The 16,777-nt window shown below is 46.4% G+C and carries 14 protein-coding genes and 1 pseudogene; 7 read left to right on the plus strand and 8 right to left on the minus strand.

The window, feature by feature from the left end:
• Window positions 1-789 precede the first annotated feature (789 nt).
• Window positions 790-1,002 (plus strand): cold-shock protein, encoded by a 213-nt coding sequence (locus tag TPSD3_RS10795; RefSeq protein WP_086488556.1) that lies wholly within the window; start codon window positions 790-792, stop codon window positions 1,000-1,002.
• 214 nt (window positions 1,003-1,216) lie between these two features.
• Here the strand turns inward: TPSD3_RS10795 and TPSD3_RS10800 are convergent, their stop codons facing one another.
• From TPSD3_RS10800 to TPSD3_RS10835, 8 genes are all read right to left on the minus strand, one after another.
• Complete coding sequence (locus TPSD3_RS10800) at window positions 1,217-1,570, minus strand: hypothetical protein (protein ID WP_217884441.1); 354 nt, start codon at window positions 1,568-1,570, stop codon at window positions 1,217-1,219.
• A gap of 156 nt (window positions 1,571-1,726) precedes the next feature.
• The gene (locus tag TPSD3_RS10805; protein ID WP_086488557.1) at window positions 1,727-2,386 is read right to left on the minus strand and encodes a TorD/DmsD family molecular chaperone; all 660 of its coding nucleotides are present in this window, start codon (window positions 2,384-2,386) and stop codon (window positions 1,727-1,729) included.
• Window positions 2,379-3,077, minus strand: a complete 699-nt coding sequence (locus TPSD3_RS10810; RefSeq protein ID WP_086488558.1) for a 4Fe-4S dicluster domain-containing protein — start codon at window positions 3,075-3,077, stop codon at window positions 2,379-2,381. The genes TPSD3_RS10805 and TPSD3_RS10810 overlap by 8 nt, the downstream gene beginning before the upstream one ends.
• Window positions 3,078-3,131: 54 nt before the next feature.
• Entirely contained in the window at window positions 3,132-5,726 is a 2,595-nt protein-coding gene (locus tag TPSD3_RS10815) for a molybdopterin-containing oxidoreductase family protein (protein WP_086488559.1), read from the minus strand.
• Between the two features lie 12 nt (window positions 5,727-5,738).
• On the minus strand, window positions 5,739-6,497 hold the full coding sequence (locus tag TPSD3_RS10820) for a hypothetical protein (RefSeq protein ID WP_086488560.1): 759 nt from the start codon (window positions 6,495-6,497) through the stop codon (window positions 5,739-5,741).
• A gap of 140 nt (window positions 6,498-6,637) precedes the next feature.
• Complete coding sequence (locus TPSD3_RS17975; RefSeq protein ID WP_245391575.1) at window positions 6,638-7,852, minus strand: hypothetical protein; 1,215 nt, start codon at window positions 7,850-7,852, stop codon at window positions 6,638-6,640.
• 352 nt (window positions 7,853-8,204) lie between these two features.
• Window positions 8,205-8,828, minus strand: coding sequence for a hypothetical protein (locus tag TPSD3_RS10830; RefSeq protein WP_086488561.1), 624 nt, complete (start codon window positions 8,826-8,828; stop codon window positions 8,205-8,207).
• 14 nt (window positions 8,829-8,842) lie between these two features.
• Window positions 8,843-9,127, minus strand: a complete 285-nt coding sequence (locus tag TPSD3_RS10835) for a hypothetical protein (protein WP_086488562.1) — start codon at window positions 9,125-9,127, stop codon at window positions 8,843-8,845.
• A 301-nt stretch (window positions 9,128-9,428) separates the two neighbouring features.
• Between TPSD3_RS10835 and TPSD3_RS10840 the strand changes: the two genes are divergently transcribed.
• The 6 genes and pseudogenes from TPSD3_RS10840 (at window position 9,429) to TPSD3_RS10860 (ending at window position 16,776) form a co-directional block, all read left to right on the plus strand.
• A complete protein-coding gene (locus tag TPSD3_RS10840; protein ID WP_086488563.1) occupies window positions 9,429-11,324 on the plus strand; it encodes an ATP-binding protein in 1,896 nt (631 codons plus the stop codon).
• Window positions 11,321-12,679 (plus strand): sigma-54-dependent transcriptional regulator, encoded by a 1,359-nt coding sequence (locus TPSD3_RS10845; RefSeq protein ID WP_086488564.1) that lies wholly within the window; start codon window positions 11,321-11,323, stop codon window positions 12,677-12,679. Before TPSD3_RS10840 ends, TPSD3_RS10845 begins: the two co-directional genes overlap by 4 nt.
• Window positions 12,680-12,739: 60 nt before the next feature.
• Window positions 12,740-13,222: a hypothetical protein gene (locus TPSD3_RS10850; protein ID WP_086488565.1), complete on the plus strand. Its 483-nt coding sequence runs from the start codon at window positions 12,740-12,742 to the stop codon at window positions 13,220-13,222.
• A 93-nt stretch (window positions 13,223-13,315) separates the two neighbouring features.
• Window positions 13,316-14,827, plus strand: a complete 1,512-nt coding sequence (ppx, locus tag TPSD3_RS10855; protein ID WP_086488566.1) for an exopolyphosphatase — start codon at window positions 13,316-13,318, stop codon at window positions 14,825-14,827.
• 37 nt (window positions 14,828-14,864) lie between these two features.
• Window positions 14,865-14,967: pseudogene (locus TPSD3_RS18365) on the plus strand (IS5/IS1182 family transposase); the annotation flags it as partial.
• A 171-nt stretch (window positions 14,968-15,138) separates the two neighbouring features.
• The gene (locus tag TPSD3_RS10860) at window positions 15,139-16,776 is read left to right on the plus strand and encodes a CTP synthase (protein ID WP_086488567.1); all 1,638 of its coding nucleotides are present in this window, start codon (window positions 15,139-15,141) and stop codon (window positions 16,774-16,776) included.
• The last annotated feature ends 1 nt before the right edge of the window (window position 16,777 follow it).

Genomic DNA, 16,777 nt, shown 5'->3' on the forward strand with positions numbered 1-16,777 from the left:
CTATTGTGTCGATTCTAGTCTAGCGTTTATGCTGTCAAAAGTATGATGAATAAGGAGAACAGCGCGTTAATATGACCTGTTTTTTAGGGGAAATTACGGTGTCTGTCTGGCTGTACATTTGCCAGATTGTCGGACAATCGGAATGATTTTTAGGAAGAAATCATTTTTTATTTCGCCCAATAAAAATATCTTCGTCAATAGCGCGCCCATTAATGACAGGCTTTATTAGCATAATTAGATATTGCAATGCAATAGAAATAGACTGCTATTTATTCTTGTCTCTATGAGGAAAATCGCTTATTCTATACACCCTAACGATGGCTCAAAAATTTTATTGAGCAGGCTTGAACTGAGTCTGAATAAAGCCAGCAAATGGAACTTGCTTTATTGGCTTAAATCAAAGACCAAACAAGACCTAAATCGTGACAAAATGATGACTCATTAAAAAAAGAGTGACAACTGTCGCCAAACCACCAAAAAGGAGATGACGAAGACATCCGTCCTCGTCAAGGAACAGCCACGCGAGATGCGTCGTTGTTCTGATGTGCAGATGAATCGTTGCTGTTGGGTCACGATGCCTGCCGCTGTTCGGGCGTGCTTTTGTGTTGATTGTCGAGGCCAAAGCGCGCCTGATAGCCCTTGACTACACCCGTCAAGGTTGTGGAGCGTCCCCATATTTTATGCCCTGCATAGGTGTGGAGATGGTTTAGAGCGGTAATAAATCGCCGTTCAATATAAGTACCTGTTCTCGTCTTGAGCAGTTTTTGATGCAATTTGAGGTTTAATGTTATGCAAACAGGCAGTGTGAAGTGGTTTAATGAAACCAGAGGATTTGGTTTTATCGCACCTTCCGATGGAAGCAAAGATGTTTTTGTTCATTTCTCTTCCATTCAAAAAGAAGGATTCAAAACCCTAAAAGAAGGACAATCTGTCCAATTTGAATCCGAAGCGGGCGAAAAAGGCCCCAAAGCCACTATCTGCGTTCCGCTCAAGGCTGAGTAGTTCGTTGAAATAATTAAGAATTGTCGTTTTATTCTTTTTTGCGAAGACCTGCTGTTTTCCTAACAGCCACGCACACGGGATTATCCCGTGTGTGGTCAATGATAAATCCTGCCTTATTCTTTCCTTTCATTCAAGCAAAAAAAATCTCCCCATTGATTAAACCAATAAAGGAGAAGTTCGATAGGACTTCAGAAGGTTTTTATTGAATTTCTGATTACTCTGTTATGGTAAATGTGCCATAATCGCAGACATTAAAACGAGAATGAGTTAATTCCGTGCCGTCAGAAAAAACCATGAGAAAATCGAACATGCAATAGCCCGTATTGTCATTAAAATTAACTTCGACTTCTTCCCCAGAAGGCAGCACATCCACATCTAACACATCTTCTTCCCATTCTTCCGTCCCCGTATTAGAGCCGTAAAACTCTACTAAATCCATAGAAGTATTATTGACCACCAACACCCGACGATTGTAGGAATCGGCTGCCGAAAGATTCGCCATTGGTAATGCAATTAACGCCGTCAATAAGCCAGTGAAAAATATACGCTTTACAGGAAAAAAAATCATTGTTTATCTCCTCACTTTGGTTGTTCACAGGGAATGGGATTATAACAGACGGATTAGTCACGGGAAATCACTTTTTATCCTTCAAAAAAAGCCCTCTTTATTCATTTTCATTAAAAAACAAACAAAGAGGGCTTTAAAATCAAAGTCCAAAAATGGCTAAACCACAAGCGCATTCACGGACAAAACATCATCTAATAAACCACGGAATTCTTCTAAATAAGCCTGTGTTAATAAGGCTAAACCACCAAAATAAGCCGTTGCAGATCGCTGGGCGACGCGTGCGGCAAAATCTTTAAACCACACCAATAAATGCTCGTCCATAAATGAACGCACTTCATTTAAATGTGCTGTTTTATCATCTAATAATAAAAGATGACTTAAAAACTGTAATTGATACACCAAATGATCTTCAGAACGAACGCGCCAATTATCCACTTGCAATTGATAATTTTCATACCATTTGCGCACTTTAAACATCGGCTCTTGACGCATTAAACCATCTTCATCTAACCACACCGATTCACACGGCGAAGCCTGATATTGATGATTTAAATAAATCGCCGCGAAATCAGCCGCTAATTCATCTAAGACCTCTTGTGTTAGAGGATTGGGTAAAGCGGTCAATGCCGTTTGCATTAATTGACAACAATCTTGTCCCCGCGCCGACTGCAAATGCAAACCCAAACTATACGGAAAATTTGCCGTTGATAATTGGGTTAATAATTCGGCAGTCGGTTCACGATCATGCAGTAGGGCAAACAATTCCAAATCTCGCCCTACCGCATGTCGCCAAGTGGCCAACCACGTGTTATCCATCGACCTTACCTTGACGGTGTGCGATGAATACAATAGAGGGCTTAGTGAGTTCAGGATTGGCTAAATTTTTAATGCGATCAACGGGTGTTTCTCCGGGGCCAATGGCTTTGGTGGCGAATTGTCCCGCACGCAACTGATCAATGGGGCCAATATCCAACACCCGCATCATACACGCTGCCACGCAATACGGATGACGACCTGCTTCCAATTCGTCAATACACATATTACATTTTTTCACCAAACCATCTTCAGGATCAAACTGGGGCGCGCCATAAGGACAAGCCGCTTCACACCGCCGACAACCAATACACAAAGTCGAATCAATATCAACGACACCATTATCTGCCCGCTTCCAAATCGCACCTGTAGGACATGTCGGCAAACAAGCAGGCTCCGCACAATGGTTGCAGGACATATTGACTTTGTAAGCGTAAACATTGGGAAACGTTCCCCCTTCGACATACGAAACTCGACGGAATCGCGGCCCCGCATTCAAACCATTCTTGTCTTTACAAGCAATTTCACAAGCGCGACAACCAATACAATCCACATTATTGTGAACAAATCCCACCTGCACTTGTGGTTTAACGGGTTCATAATAGGTGCGTTTTTTGGCCTTAATCGCTTCTTTGACACGAGCGACGGCCTCTTCACTTTGCAAATTCGGATTATTTTTCGGAATACTCGTCATTATCTGGCCTCCGCCATTGTGCGTTATCATAAGCACAATGGCTGTGTGAACGGGTTATAAATCTCTGCGGAACACTTGGCTGCGCGCCGTCGCTTTCACATCCCAACCGGGACGATGCACACGCCCTTCTGTCGCTTTGCGCAAGGTCACCAGACAGGTGTTATAAGCGAAACCGCCCGCGGGACTGGGTTCATCATTGGTCAAGAAATCGGGGTTGCCGCCCAAATCCCAGCCATTTTCATCCAAATCCATCCACGCTCCTTCATAAACCACCACCACCCCAGGCATACACAATTCAGTGACATACGCAGGCAAGACAATCCCACCGCGATCATTCCACACTTCTATCGTGTCTCCCGTCTGAATGCCCAGCCGTTTGGCATCGCTGGCATTAATGGTAATTTCTTGCGCAAAAGTCTCGCGTAACCACGGAATATTGTGGAAAATCGAGTGGGTACGCCAGCGCGGATGCGGCGAAATCAGATGGAACGGGTATTTTTGCGTCAAGGGATGATTCAACGACTCCCACGGCTCAATCCATTTCGGAATCGCGGGGATATAATAACCGTATTGCGTTTTAGTCCAATCGGTAATCTGTGCCAACGTGGTAGAGAAGATTTCAATGCGTCCCGACGGAGTCGCCCATTTCACGCCTTTTTCCACATTGTCTTGGAAGGCCACATGCGGACGTGGTAATTTAAACTTATACACGCCATGCCGTTTAAAGTCCTCCCACGGCATCGTAACCCCTTGATGAGGCATGACTTTATGTTCCCACCAATCGCGCAAATACGCTTCATCAACCGCGTCATCATTGTGGAAATAATCACGAGTGGCTTTGGGATTAAATCGCTCACCAAAACCCAAACGATAGGCCAGTTCAGTGAACACTTGGAAATCGGTTTTTGATTCGCCCAGAGGTTGAATCACTTTAGGACGGTGAATGTAGTAATGTCCTTTGTACCACGGTAACGCGACATCGTGACGCTCAAAATGCGTGGCAATCGGCAGCAGCACATCCGCCCAAATCCCCGACGGCGTAATGGTGGAATCCATACACACCACCATATCCAATTTTTTAATCGCGGAGATTTCTTTATTAATATTGGTCAACTGGTTAAACCAATCCGAACCTTGCCAGAAAATACCGCGAATATTGGGAATGACACCGTCTAATTCATCTTGGCGCGGCCACAAACCAATTTCCTCGCGCTTAACGTTCGGATAATTGAGAACGCAATGCGCCCAACGGTCTGACTTAATCGACGCAAACCAGACATTAGCAAATTCATCATAAGGATAAGCGATCCCTTCAGCGTGCCACGCTTTGCCCACGCCTTCCGCACAACCACCCAATACGCCAATATTTCCCGTCATGGCTTGTAATGCAGCAGCCATACGGTTGTATTGTTCGCCATAGGCGTTACGTCCGGGTGACCAAGAGGCCTTTAATGCAGCGGGTTTAGTGGTCGCATAGAGATGCGCCAATTTGGCAATGTCTTGTGCAGAAACACCACAAATTTGCGCTGCCCATTCAGGCGTTTTCGGCACGCCATCTGACCAGCCCATAATGTAATCTTTAAAACTTTCTTGACCTTGCGCCCAATTCGGCATCGTTTCCCGATCCATGCCTTGCACGAAACGGTTAATAAAGCCTTGATCTTGCAAGCCATTGGCGAAAATATAATAAGCCATCCCCGCCATCATGGCCGCGTCGGTATTCGGTCGGATCGGAATCCACCACGCATCATAAGCCGAAGCCGAATCAGTATAAATCGGATCAATCACCACAAAACGACAGCCACGTTGTTTCGCCATTCGCATGTAATAGAAAGTATTGCCACCATGGAAGGTATAGGCCGGATTCCAGCCCCACATGATGATCAATTTAGAGAAGGCAAAGGCATCATCTTCGTTGCCATCTTCAATCGTGCCAAAAGTCATACGCGAACTAAAAGTGGTCGCCTGATAAGACGGCACTGACCACGAATTGGTACGGCAACCAAACATGCCTAAAAACCGACCCAATAAGCCTTCAATCTGATCCGATTTATGCAGCACGCCATAAGAAGCCCCCGCATAACTTTGATCTAATAAAGCTGTTGGGCCATATTTTTGTTTTAATTCCTGCATCCGATAGGCAACCATGCCCAAAGCTTCATCCCAAGAAGCCCGCTTGAATTTGCCCTCACCTCGCGCCCCAACGCGAATCATCGGATACAATAAACGCTCTGCCGAATACAAACGAGAGCGATAAGAACGCCCCCGCAAACAAGCCCGCAATTGTGGTTCTTCAAAAGTATCTTTGCCCACGACTCCATTGTGTTGATAACGGCCGTCATCTGTGGACAAACGCACAATCACATCGCCTTTTTTATGGGCGACCAACATGTGCCGCGAACCGCAGTTATGGGCGCAACTGGTCACCACCGTTTCCAATTGATCATCGCGCAAATACGGCTCATAGGCAAAAGCCTGACTGTCACTCGGTACTAAACTCAGTCCCAATCCACCCAAACCCGCCGCACTGGCTGCGGTCAATGAACTTTTTAAGAAGTCACGGCGATTGAGATTTAAGCTGTCATGTAAGCGTTGTTCAACGCTAGGTTCAACGCTGGTTTGTTCTATTTTTTCTGCTATATCAGTCATGAGAAGACCTCTTTATTCGGCCGCTTTGGGCAGTTGAAAACGGGCTGCTGACTCAGTTGGGCGATTTTTTGCCCATTCAGGAATCGTGGCGGCCATGCCCGGCCACGCATGACGCGGATACGGGTAACTAATGCGATACCACGCTCTCCCCCCATGACAGCCATAACATGAATCAGAATTGGCTTGTCCTGCTTTTTCAATGGCTTCAGCATTTAAATAATTGACTTGATGGCGCGTGGTACGAATTGCCACGTGGCAAGTCATACAACTTTGAAACATCGGCTGAGATTGCGCCCAAGGACTCGGCAGACCCATTTGCTGGTAATCCATTTGACCATGACATTTTAAGCAAGTGGTTTCTGGATTAACCGTTTTACGCAAGGTAAAGCCGGCATCAGTGCTGGTCGGTGGAATTGGGGCTTCTTCGCGGGAACTGTGGCCTTCATGACAAGTGTTACATTTTAGATTCATCAATTCCTTTGCCATTGGGGTGACCAAATGGCGACGATGAAATGTTTCTTGTTCTCCGTCATAAACGCTTAACGTCTGATACCACGCTAAGGCTTCGGAGGCTTTCACACCTGCGGGAGATTCGCTTTTGACACTCTTTTCTAAGATTTCTTGGTGACACGCCAGACATTGTTCATTGGTGGCGGTCTCAATGGCGGGTTTGAAATGCAAAGGATGCCAAATAGCGGCTTGATAATCGGTTTCGGGCGCGGCAAATGCGGCTTGAACCGCAAATAGCAACGCAATAAGAGCTATCCTCATTGGCCTCTCACTCCTCATCAGTTGGGTTCTAAGGATGTTGGTCGTGTTTTTTTTAAGTTTTTCTAAAAATACATTATGCCAATAGACTCAAGAAAAAGGCCGCAACCGAAAACTGCTGCGGCCTTTTAAATTCAGGTGAATTAGTTGCCGCTCATGCCGGACATTTCACCCATACCAGACATACCGCTCATGCCGTCCATACCAGACATGCCGCTCATTCCGCCCATGCCTGACATGCCGCTCATGCCGTCCATACCAGACATGCCGCTCATTCCGCCCATGCCTGACATGCCGCTCATGCCGCCCATGCCTGACATGCCGCTCATGCCGCCCATGCCTGACATGCCGCTCATGCCGCCCATGCCTGACATGCCGCCCATACCGGACATGCCACCCATGCCTGACATGCCGCTCATTCCGCCCATGCCTGACATACCGCCCATGCCGCTCATGCCGGACATACCGCCCATGCCACCCATTCCAGACATACCGCTCATGCCAGTCGGGGGCAACCAGTAGTAGCCGCCCATACCGGACATGCCACCCATTCCGCCCATGCCGGACATACCGCCCATGCCAGACATGCCACCCATTCCGCCCATGCCAGACATGCCACCCATGCCGGACATACCGCCCATGCCACCCATTCCAGACATACCGCCCATGCCGGACATTCCAGACATGCCGCTCATTTGCCCAGATACAGTGTAAGTCATTGAGGGATAGAAGTAGATGTTGCCATCAGGAGTGATGTGGAAGTAAGCGCGAGAAGTCACTACTTGGCTGCCACCATAGCCGCTCATGCCGGACATTCCAGACATGCCGCCCATTCCTGACATGCCACCCATGCCACCCATTCCGGACATGCCACCCATGCCGCCCATTCCGGACATGCCACCCATTCCCGACATGCCACCCATTCCAGACATGCCACCCATGCCGCCCATTCCTGACATGCCACCCATACCTGACATACCAGCCATGCCGCCCATTCCAGACATGCCATCCATACCGGCCATGCCGCTCATTCCGCCCATGCCAGACATGCCGCTCATTCCGCCCATGCCAGACATACCGCTCATGCCACCCATGCCAGACATACCACTCATTCCGCCCATGCCAGACATGCCGCTCATTCCGCCCATGCCAGACATGCCACTCATTCCGTCCATCCCAGACATGCCACTCATTCCGTCCATCCCAGACATGCCACTCATGCCACTCATGCCACCCATTCCGGACATGCCAGACATGCCGTCCATCCCAGACATACCGCTCATTTCAGCATTTACGATTTGGGGAGCAGCTAAAACAGCAGAAACTAAAGCAGCTAAACCGATTTTTTTAATATTCATAAGTCAACGTCCTCCTGGTAGGGGTTTTGTTCTCAATTTCGTGATTAAGGAATTTGAACACTGCCGACGCTTTCACCGTTTCCCGTATCGTTATCCATAATGCCAGTCGCGGGTAGCGTCAACGCTCACAGATGAAGCAAGCCTTGTGCCGTCATGGTAAATATAAGATTAACTTATTGATTAGTTTGATGTTTATTTGAAAAGGTTCCGGTTTCCTTGGGCTTGATCTCTTCCAAACACTGTCAAATTGTCAGTGCATTGAAGAACACTTTACAGGAAAACCTTAGATTTCAAGCATCAATCCCAGTGACATTTTGTCTTTTGCACCACAGCATAATGGTGATTCTGCCGCTTACTCACGGCTCCACAACATCCAACCCATATCACCTTCTTCGGTCAGTTGCCATCCTGACGGAGCTAACAATGTGTGAATGTGCTGGGCTAAAGCAGAAGGCATAGCAGCAGCGGATTCTACCGGTGGGAACAACAACACGCCCCCATCGGATAAATTCACGACACCCCATTCGTCTAACCCCGGTTCTTGTACAGTATCAGGGACTTCAGGCGGTGGTGGTGTATCACTTGCAATCACGTCTGTCACCACAGGGATTGCAGGAGGGGCAGTTTCAGTTACAATGACATCAGTGACAATGGGATCGGGGATGGGTTTAATCGTTTGCGACGTGTCAATGATCACCACAGGAGTAGGCAACTCTTCCACAGAAGCATCCGCTTCAGATGGCGGAAGGCTCAGCGCGGCCGATTCAGGTAACGGCGCACTGGATTCTGTTGTTTCGACAACCATTTCTGCGGGTGCTGTTGTCGTTGCCACAGAAGCGACAGTCTCGGTTGGTGGTGGCGGGGCAGGGGGTTGCTTGCCTTGTTGACGCGACAACAGCCCGTTCAAACTCACAATAATCACCACCACCGCCACCAACCCAAACCAAAACAACGACACGTTGGACTCTTTCGCCATGTAAAACTCCTCTGTTATTGATGCCAATAACGAATATCATAAACGCCCGTCATGCCGGGACGACTAAAAGGTGTGTACCACGCCCCTTGGTTTTCTAAAAAACGCAAACTGGGAGGATACGGTTGCCAAACGCCGTGTAGAGCCTGTTGATACCATTGTGGGGTTTTCACATGATGTTGAATGACAGGCGCATTTGGACGTTGGGCAGGGTTAGACCCTGCGATAAAAGTGTCTGCCATTAGCGGCGTGCTGGCAAGCGATAATCCCAAAGATAAGCAAAAAAAAGAACCCCATTTCATGGTTATTAACTCCTGATTGAAGTAACAGATCGACAAAAAACACGGCGTTTCACTTTTTTGGGTGGTGTGAAGCACGCCGTGACAATTAACGATTAAGAAAAGCGAAAGATTAGGCGAATCCACATAAATGTTGTACAATTAACAACCGCGTCCCAACAAAGACAAACAATCGCATGGCAGGGCAAAGGAAGCATTGATGAAATCGCTCCCTCCATGTGTGCATAACAATAATTATGCCCGCTTAGAAAAATTAAATAACCTATTGAAATAAGAAAGAAAAAATTAAATCTGGGAGATTTTCATGCTGACATCCCCTGACAAGCTGTCAGACCCCTGCGCACACCCACCCTTCATCATCCGAATGCAACGCTGGATCAGCACCCGTTTGAACCGACAACTGATCCTCGTGCAAAGTATTGCCTTAATTCTCGCCTCCCTGCTCAGTCTGGCCATTTTCACTTTTTACTACCACGCCCAACTCACCGAAGAGCGCGCTGCAACGACGGTGGCTGTGAATCGGTTATTACAAACCGCTTTAGAAAATGCCATGTTAAAACAAGATTTAGAAGGTTTACGTCAAATTGTACAAGGTTTGGGACAACAGCCTGATGTGCAGCAAGTGATCATTGCCAATCCCAAAGACGAAATTCGTTTCGCGTCCAATCCCGCGCAATTGGGACAACACATCACGTGGACAAGCACTCAACCTTACACCGAATTTTTCTATCATCCTGAATCTGCAATAGAAGTTTTGCGCAGTGTGAATCCCGTGGCCAACCGCGCGCCTTGCACCCAATGTCACGGACAAACCGATCAGTACCCTATCAATGGCGTATTAATTGTTGATTACGAAGCCGCGCCCATTCGTGCCAATGCCTTGAGAACTGCGGCTTATTTACTGTTACTGGGTATTATCATTATTGTCCTCACCTTAGCCACCGTGTGGATCAATATTCAACGTTTGGTTTTAGTGCCGGTCAAACGTCTTTCTCACGCCGGTGAAAAACTCACCGCGGGCGATTTAACGGTGCGCGTCAAAGTGGACAGCGAGAACGAATTAGGACGGCTTGCCCACATTTTTAACCACACCGCCAGCCGATTACAACAACAAATGACACAACTTCAAGCCCAAAAATCGGACTTGCAAGCCCTAATTGATGCGATTCCCGACGGTATTCGGGTGATTGGAGAAGATTACCGTTTACATGCAGTCAATCACGCCTATTGTGAGCAAGTGGGCTTGACACCAGAACTTGCCTTGTCTCAACCCTGTTATGCGGTGTACCAACGAGATACGCCATGTATTCCCACTTTAACCACTTGTCCTCTGGAAAGCCTGCGTCACCGCGATCAACCCATTAAAAAATTAACCCACTATTTATTACAAAAACCCCTCGCGGTCGAAACCACCGCAGCCCCTTTAATCTGGAGCAGTCCCGGCCACTCCCAACGCCTCATTGTCGAATCCATCCGCGACTTACAACGTGCTGTTCTCTATTCGCATGAACAAAAGTTAGCGGCAATGGGACAAGTGGCCGCGGGCATTGCCCATGAGATTCATAACCCATTAGGTTCAGTTCGTCTCGCCGTACAAAATACCTTACGCCGCTTAGAACACGGTCAGTATCAACCCGAACAGATCAGCCATTACTTGCGTCTGGTTGATAAAGAAGTCGAACATTGCATTGAAGTCACCCACCGTTTGCTGAAACTCACCACACTCGGTAGCCCACAACCCACCCTAGTGGACATTGATCAAACCATTGAAGAAATATTATCCTTGCTTGAATACGAAAGTCAAAAAATAGGCGTACAAATCACTTTTACTCCTTGTGGTCAACGGGTATTTGCGCAAGAACATGACCTGCGCATGATCGTCTTAAATCTGATACAAAATGCCTTTCATGCCATGCCGCAAGGGGGCGTGTTGCGCATCTTCGGCCAGTTGCAAGCACAACATATTGAGGTGATTTTTCAAGACAACGGGGGTGGCATTGCGCCTGAACATTTAGGACAGATTTTTGATCCCTTTTTCAGTTATCGCGCCGGCGGCAAAAAAGGCACGGGTTTAGGACTAAGCATTTGTAAAGCACTTGTCGATCACTACCAAGGTCAACTCCATGTCACCAGCCGATTGGGAGAAGGCACCTGTTTTTCCTTCACATTTCCCCTTGCCACAGCGAGCCAGACACCATGAGCGATATATTAGTCATTGAAGATGATCCTTTGTTAAGCCAAATGTTATGCGACAGCCTGCAACAAATGGGCTACAGCGCACACCGCACCCATACCCTAAAAGATGCCCATCTTTATCTTAACCAAGCCGAACCCAGTTTAATCTTACTGGATGCTTATTTGCCGGATGGCGAGGGAATGCAGGCCTTGCCAAATTTACGCGATGTTTGTCCCGTGATCATGATGACCGCTTACGGCTCTGTGCGTAGTGCAGTTACTGCCATGCAAGCGGGCGCAGCCGAATACTTATTAAAACCCATGAACGTCGATGAATTGGAGGTTGTTGTGCAAAGAGTTCTACAAAACCGCACCTTAGAACAAGATTACCAGTTCTACAAAAAACAATGTAAACGCCAAAATCGTCACAATAAGCTGACCGTCGGCAACAGCAAAGCCTTACAACACGTACAACAGTTGATTCAAGCGGTCGCGCCCACCGATGTCAGCGTATTGATTCAAGGCGAAAGCGGCACGGGTAAAGAATTGGCCGCAATGGAAGTGCATAAAAACAGTACCCGACGCGATAGAAACTTTGTGGCTTTGGACTGTTGTACTTTGCAAGAAAAGTTATTTGAATCGGAATTATTTGGCCACGAGCGCGGCGCATTTACAGGCGCAGATCGTCAGAAAAAAGGCTTAATAGAAAATGCCGAAGGTGGCACTTTATTTTTAGACGAAATTGGCGAAATTGACGCGACAATTCAAGCCAAATTATTACGAGTATTAGAAACAGGACAATTTCGCCGTTTAGGCGGAACGAAAGACTTAGTTGCCGATGTGCGCATTGTGGCGGCGACCAATCGAGATTTAGAACAAATGGCACGTAGTGGTCAATTTCGCAGTGATTTATATTATCGTTTAAGTGCATTTGTGGTGACATTGCCGCCGTTGAGGGAGCGACGTGAAGACATTGCCTCATTGGTGCAACATTTTATTCATAATCATAGTTTTTCCCGTCGCATTGACAAGCAATTTAGCAAAGTTGCCTTACAACAATTGGTAGAATATGATTGGCCGGGCAATATTCGAGAATTAAGAAATATTGTTGAACGCGCCATTATTCTTTCTGGCGAACAACAAATTATCACACCACAACATTTAAGTTTTTGTGCCAATTTCTTACAAAATAATACCCGCTCTACGGTGCAATTAAATTTTGAAGAAGAACCCAGTTTGTCCGATATTGAACGGGATTATTTTCAGTTATTAATGAAAAAATATAGCGGTCATCGCTCTAAAATCGCAGCAATCATGGGTGTCAGTGAACGGCATATTTATCGTTTAATTAAGAAATATGCCAGTGAAGAAAATGTGTAATTATCTGAAGCAGAATTTTCAGCTCACGTTACCTGACCCATAAACGGAGAACAAAGCACAATGCACTATTGTCAAGGAACGGCTTTAGAAGCGTTAATTATTTTATTAAAACGTTTCGATATTCAGCTTAAAATGGTTGAATCAAATCAGGCGATTGAAGGCAGTTATTGGGGAGAATCAGAAGCAGGATTGGTGGGGAATGTGCTATATGTTAGAAATGACACGCCGATTCATTCGGCACTGCATGAAGCCTGTCATTATATTTGCATGGATTCAGCGCGTCGTACTGCGTTACATACCGACGCGGGAGGTGATTATGCAGAAGAAAATGCGGTGTGTTATTTGCAGATATTATTAGCGAATCATTTGCCTGAAATGAGTGCAGATGTGTTATGCGAAGATATGGATAATTGGGGCTATAGTTTTCGTCTGGGCAATGCGAAACGTTGGTTTAATGAAGATGCACAAGATGCTTATGATTGGTTGCTGAATCACCAATTGATTGCCGCGGATAAAACAGTATTGTGGCGCGTGAGAAATTAATATTTTCCTGTCACAAGCTCTACACAAAAGACGTGTTAAAATGAGCGCACCCACGAGACACTTTTTTTTAAAACGACAGAAATAGATACGCGCATGTTTAAACTCCCTCCCATTTTTCATCACGCCGAACCCGAAGTCGTCGCTGCGGTTGATTTAGGCTCTAACAGCTTTCACATGATTGTGGCACGGATTAATCACGGACAAGTTCACCTTTTAGATCGCATGAAAGAAAGTGTCCGTCTCGGTGCGGGTCTCAACGCCCAACGCCAATTGTCTGCCGAATCGCAACAACGCGCTTTGGAATGTTTAGCTCGCTTTGGGCAACGTTTGCGCCACATGCCCGTTGACAGTGTACGGATTGTTGGTACGAATACCTTACGTTTAGCGGTCAATGCGCCCGAATTTCTAAGCCAAGTTGAACGTACACTTGGCCATCCCGTCGAAATCATCTCAGGACGCGAAGAAGCGCGTTTAATCTATTTAGGTGTAGCGCATACCTTATCCAGTATTTCGGAACGTCGTCTGGTCATTGACATTGGTGGCGGTAGTACGGAATTAATTATTGGGGAAGGGTTTGAGCCGTTGTGCGCGGAGAGTTTGTGTATGGGGTGTGTAAGTATGACACAACGCCACTTTGCAGAGGGAGAAATTAAAGCCAAATCCCTACGCCAAGCCGAAATTGCGGCCTTATTAGAATTACAACCTGTTGAATCACTGTTTCGTAAAACAGGTTGGGAAGTGGTGATTGGTGCGTCTGGCACGATGCGCAGTGTACAAAAAGTTTTACAAGAAATGGGTTGGGGCAACGGCATTAGTTTACGCGGTTTACAACAATTGCGTGACCTTTTACTCACCGCAGGTCATATTGAACAATTAAAATTTAAAAATCTCAGTCCTCAGCGTTTACCCGTATTTGTAGGTGGAGTTGCGGTGGTGTTGGGATTATTTGAGGGGCTGGGTTTAAGCCATATTCATGTGTCTGAAGGGGCATTGCGTGAGGGATTGGTTTACGACATGTTGGGGCGTATCACTCATGAAGACGTGCGCGAACAAACAATTCAAGCCCTCATCAGTCGTTATTCCATCGATCTCCCCCAAGCCGAGCGCGTCGAAGAAACTGCGTTGACATTGTTGGCACACGTTGCCACTCAGTGGCAGTTAGCCGAAGAAAAAGTGGCGCAAACCCTCAGTTGGGCGGCGCGTTTACATGAGATCGGGTTAAGTATTTCTCATGAACATTATCATAAACATGGGGCTTATTTGCTGACCCATTCGGATTTAGCGGGTTTTTCGCGTCAAGAACAAACGGTATTAGCGACTTTGGTGCGCGTTCACCGCCGCAAAATTACTTCCGAACTCTGTACCACTACCGTTTTACCCTTAATTAAAGTGATTCGTTTGGCGACTTTATTGCGTTTAGCGGTTTTATTACATCGCAGCCGCAGTGCCAATTATCAAGCAAAATTATCTTTATCCGTGTCTGGCGACCAATTGCGATTGCAATTTCCTGCCGCGTGGTTGTCTAAACATCCCCTAACTTTTGCCGATTTAGAGCAAGAACAACTTTATTTAAAAGAAATTGGCATGACTTTGTTGTTTGAATAACCGCGATAAGGAATTAAACAAAAATATTCAGCCACTAAATCTGGTTGAGAGCGCATTTCTTCGCCTTAAACTAATGGTGGGGTGTCGCCACTCGGTATGCCAAAAATACCGCTTCCTTTCTCGCCGCAGTACAAATTTGAAGCCTCTTTTTTTGATTACAAATCTTGTGGCGACACTGTCTAACACATTTATTCGGGAGTTGTATTTTAGCATTCTCAATGGGATTGTTCTATCGGATGACAAAAAATCTGTTAAAATCATCGTTTTTGATCGAACCCCTTCATCTCGAACCCACTGTTACTATCTACATAATGACCCGATTTATCTTTATCACTGGTGGCGTAGTCTCTTCGCTGGGCAAAGGCATTGCGTCGGCCTCGCTTGCGGCTATTTTAGAAGCGCGTCAACTCAACGTCACCCTGTTAAAACTCGATCCGTATATCAATGTCGATCCCGGTACCATGAGTCCTTTTCAACATGGAGAAGTCTTTGTCACCGATGATGGTGCGGAAACTGACCTTGATTTGGGACATTATGAGCGTTTTGTGCGCACAACCATGTGTCAACGCAATAATTTTACCACAGGACGCATTTACGCCAATGTGATCGCTAAAGAACGGCGCGGCGATTATCTTGGTGCCACGGTGCAAGTGATTCCACATATTACGGATGAAATTAAACGCTGTATCATCGAAGGCGCAGGCAATGCCGATGTGGCAATGGTAGAAATCGGGGGAACGGTCGGTGACATCGAATCACTGCCTTTTTTGGAAGCCATTCGACAAATGCGCGTCGAACTCGGACGGGAACGGGCTTTATTTATTCATTTAACTTTAGTGCCTTACGTCTCCGCAGCAGGCGAATTGAAAACCAAACCCACTCAACATTCTGTAAAAGAATTACGCTCAATTGGAATTCAACCTGACGTTTTACTATGTCGTTCGCATCGTCCTATTCCTGTGAATGAGCGTCGTAAAATTGCGTTATTCACTAATGTGGATGAACCGGCGGTGATTTCTGTGGTGGATGCGGATACGATTTATCGTATTCCTCACCATTTGCATGAGCAAAAATTAGATCAAATTGTCTGTGAAAAATTACAACTTCACACCCCTGAAGCCGATTTACAACAATGGGATCGCGTAGTTGCCGCATTGGATGTGCCAAATCGGCCAAAAGTCAATATTGCGATGGTGGGGAAATATATTAATTTAGCCGATGCGTATAAATCCCTGAGTGAAGCCCTGAATCACGCCAGTATTCATACGGGAATTCAGGTCAATATTGTTTATATTGACTCGGAAGATATTGAAACACAAGGCACATCGTTATTAGAGAATATGGACGCGATTTTGGTGCCGGGTGGATTTGGCGCACGAGGCATTGAAGGAAAAATTCGCACAGTACAATTTGCCAGAGAACAAGGCGTGCCGTATTTGGGAATTTGTTTGGGGATGCAAGTGGCAGTGATTGAATTTGCGCGTCACGTGGCTCATTTGTCTCACGCGCACAGCACTGAATTTGCTCAAGATACCCCACATCCGGTGATCGCTTTGATTACGGAATGGATAGACGAAAATGGTCAAATCGAACGCCGCGACCCGCATACGCATAAAGGGGGAACGATGCGTTTAGGTGGCCAAGATTGTCGTTTGATCGCAAATACGCGCACCCATGAGTTATACGCTAAAGAGATTATCCGTGAACGTCATCGCCATCGCTATGAATTTAATAGTGATTACTTGTCCTTATTGCAAGAAAAAGGCTTAACTTTTGCGGGATTTTCGGCAGATGGTGCGTTAGTGGAAGTGGTTGAAAATCAAGCGCATCCTTGGTTCATTGGCTGCCAATTTCACCCTGAGTTTACTTCTACGCCACGTGATGGCCATCCGTTGTTTACAGGATTTGTACAAGCCGCTAAAATTTACGCTGATCGCAACGTGAGATAAG

This window comes from Thioflexithrix psekupsensis (genome assembly GCF_002149925.1).
Classification (GTDB): domain Bacteria; phylum Pseudomonadota; class Gammaproteobacteria; order Beggiatoales; family Beggiatoaceae; genus Thioflexithrix; species Thioflexithrix psekupsensis.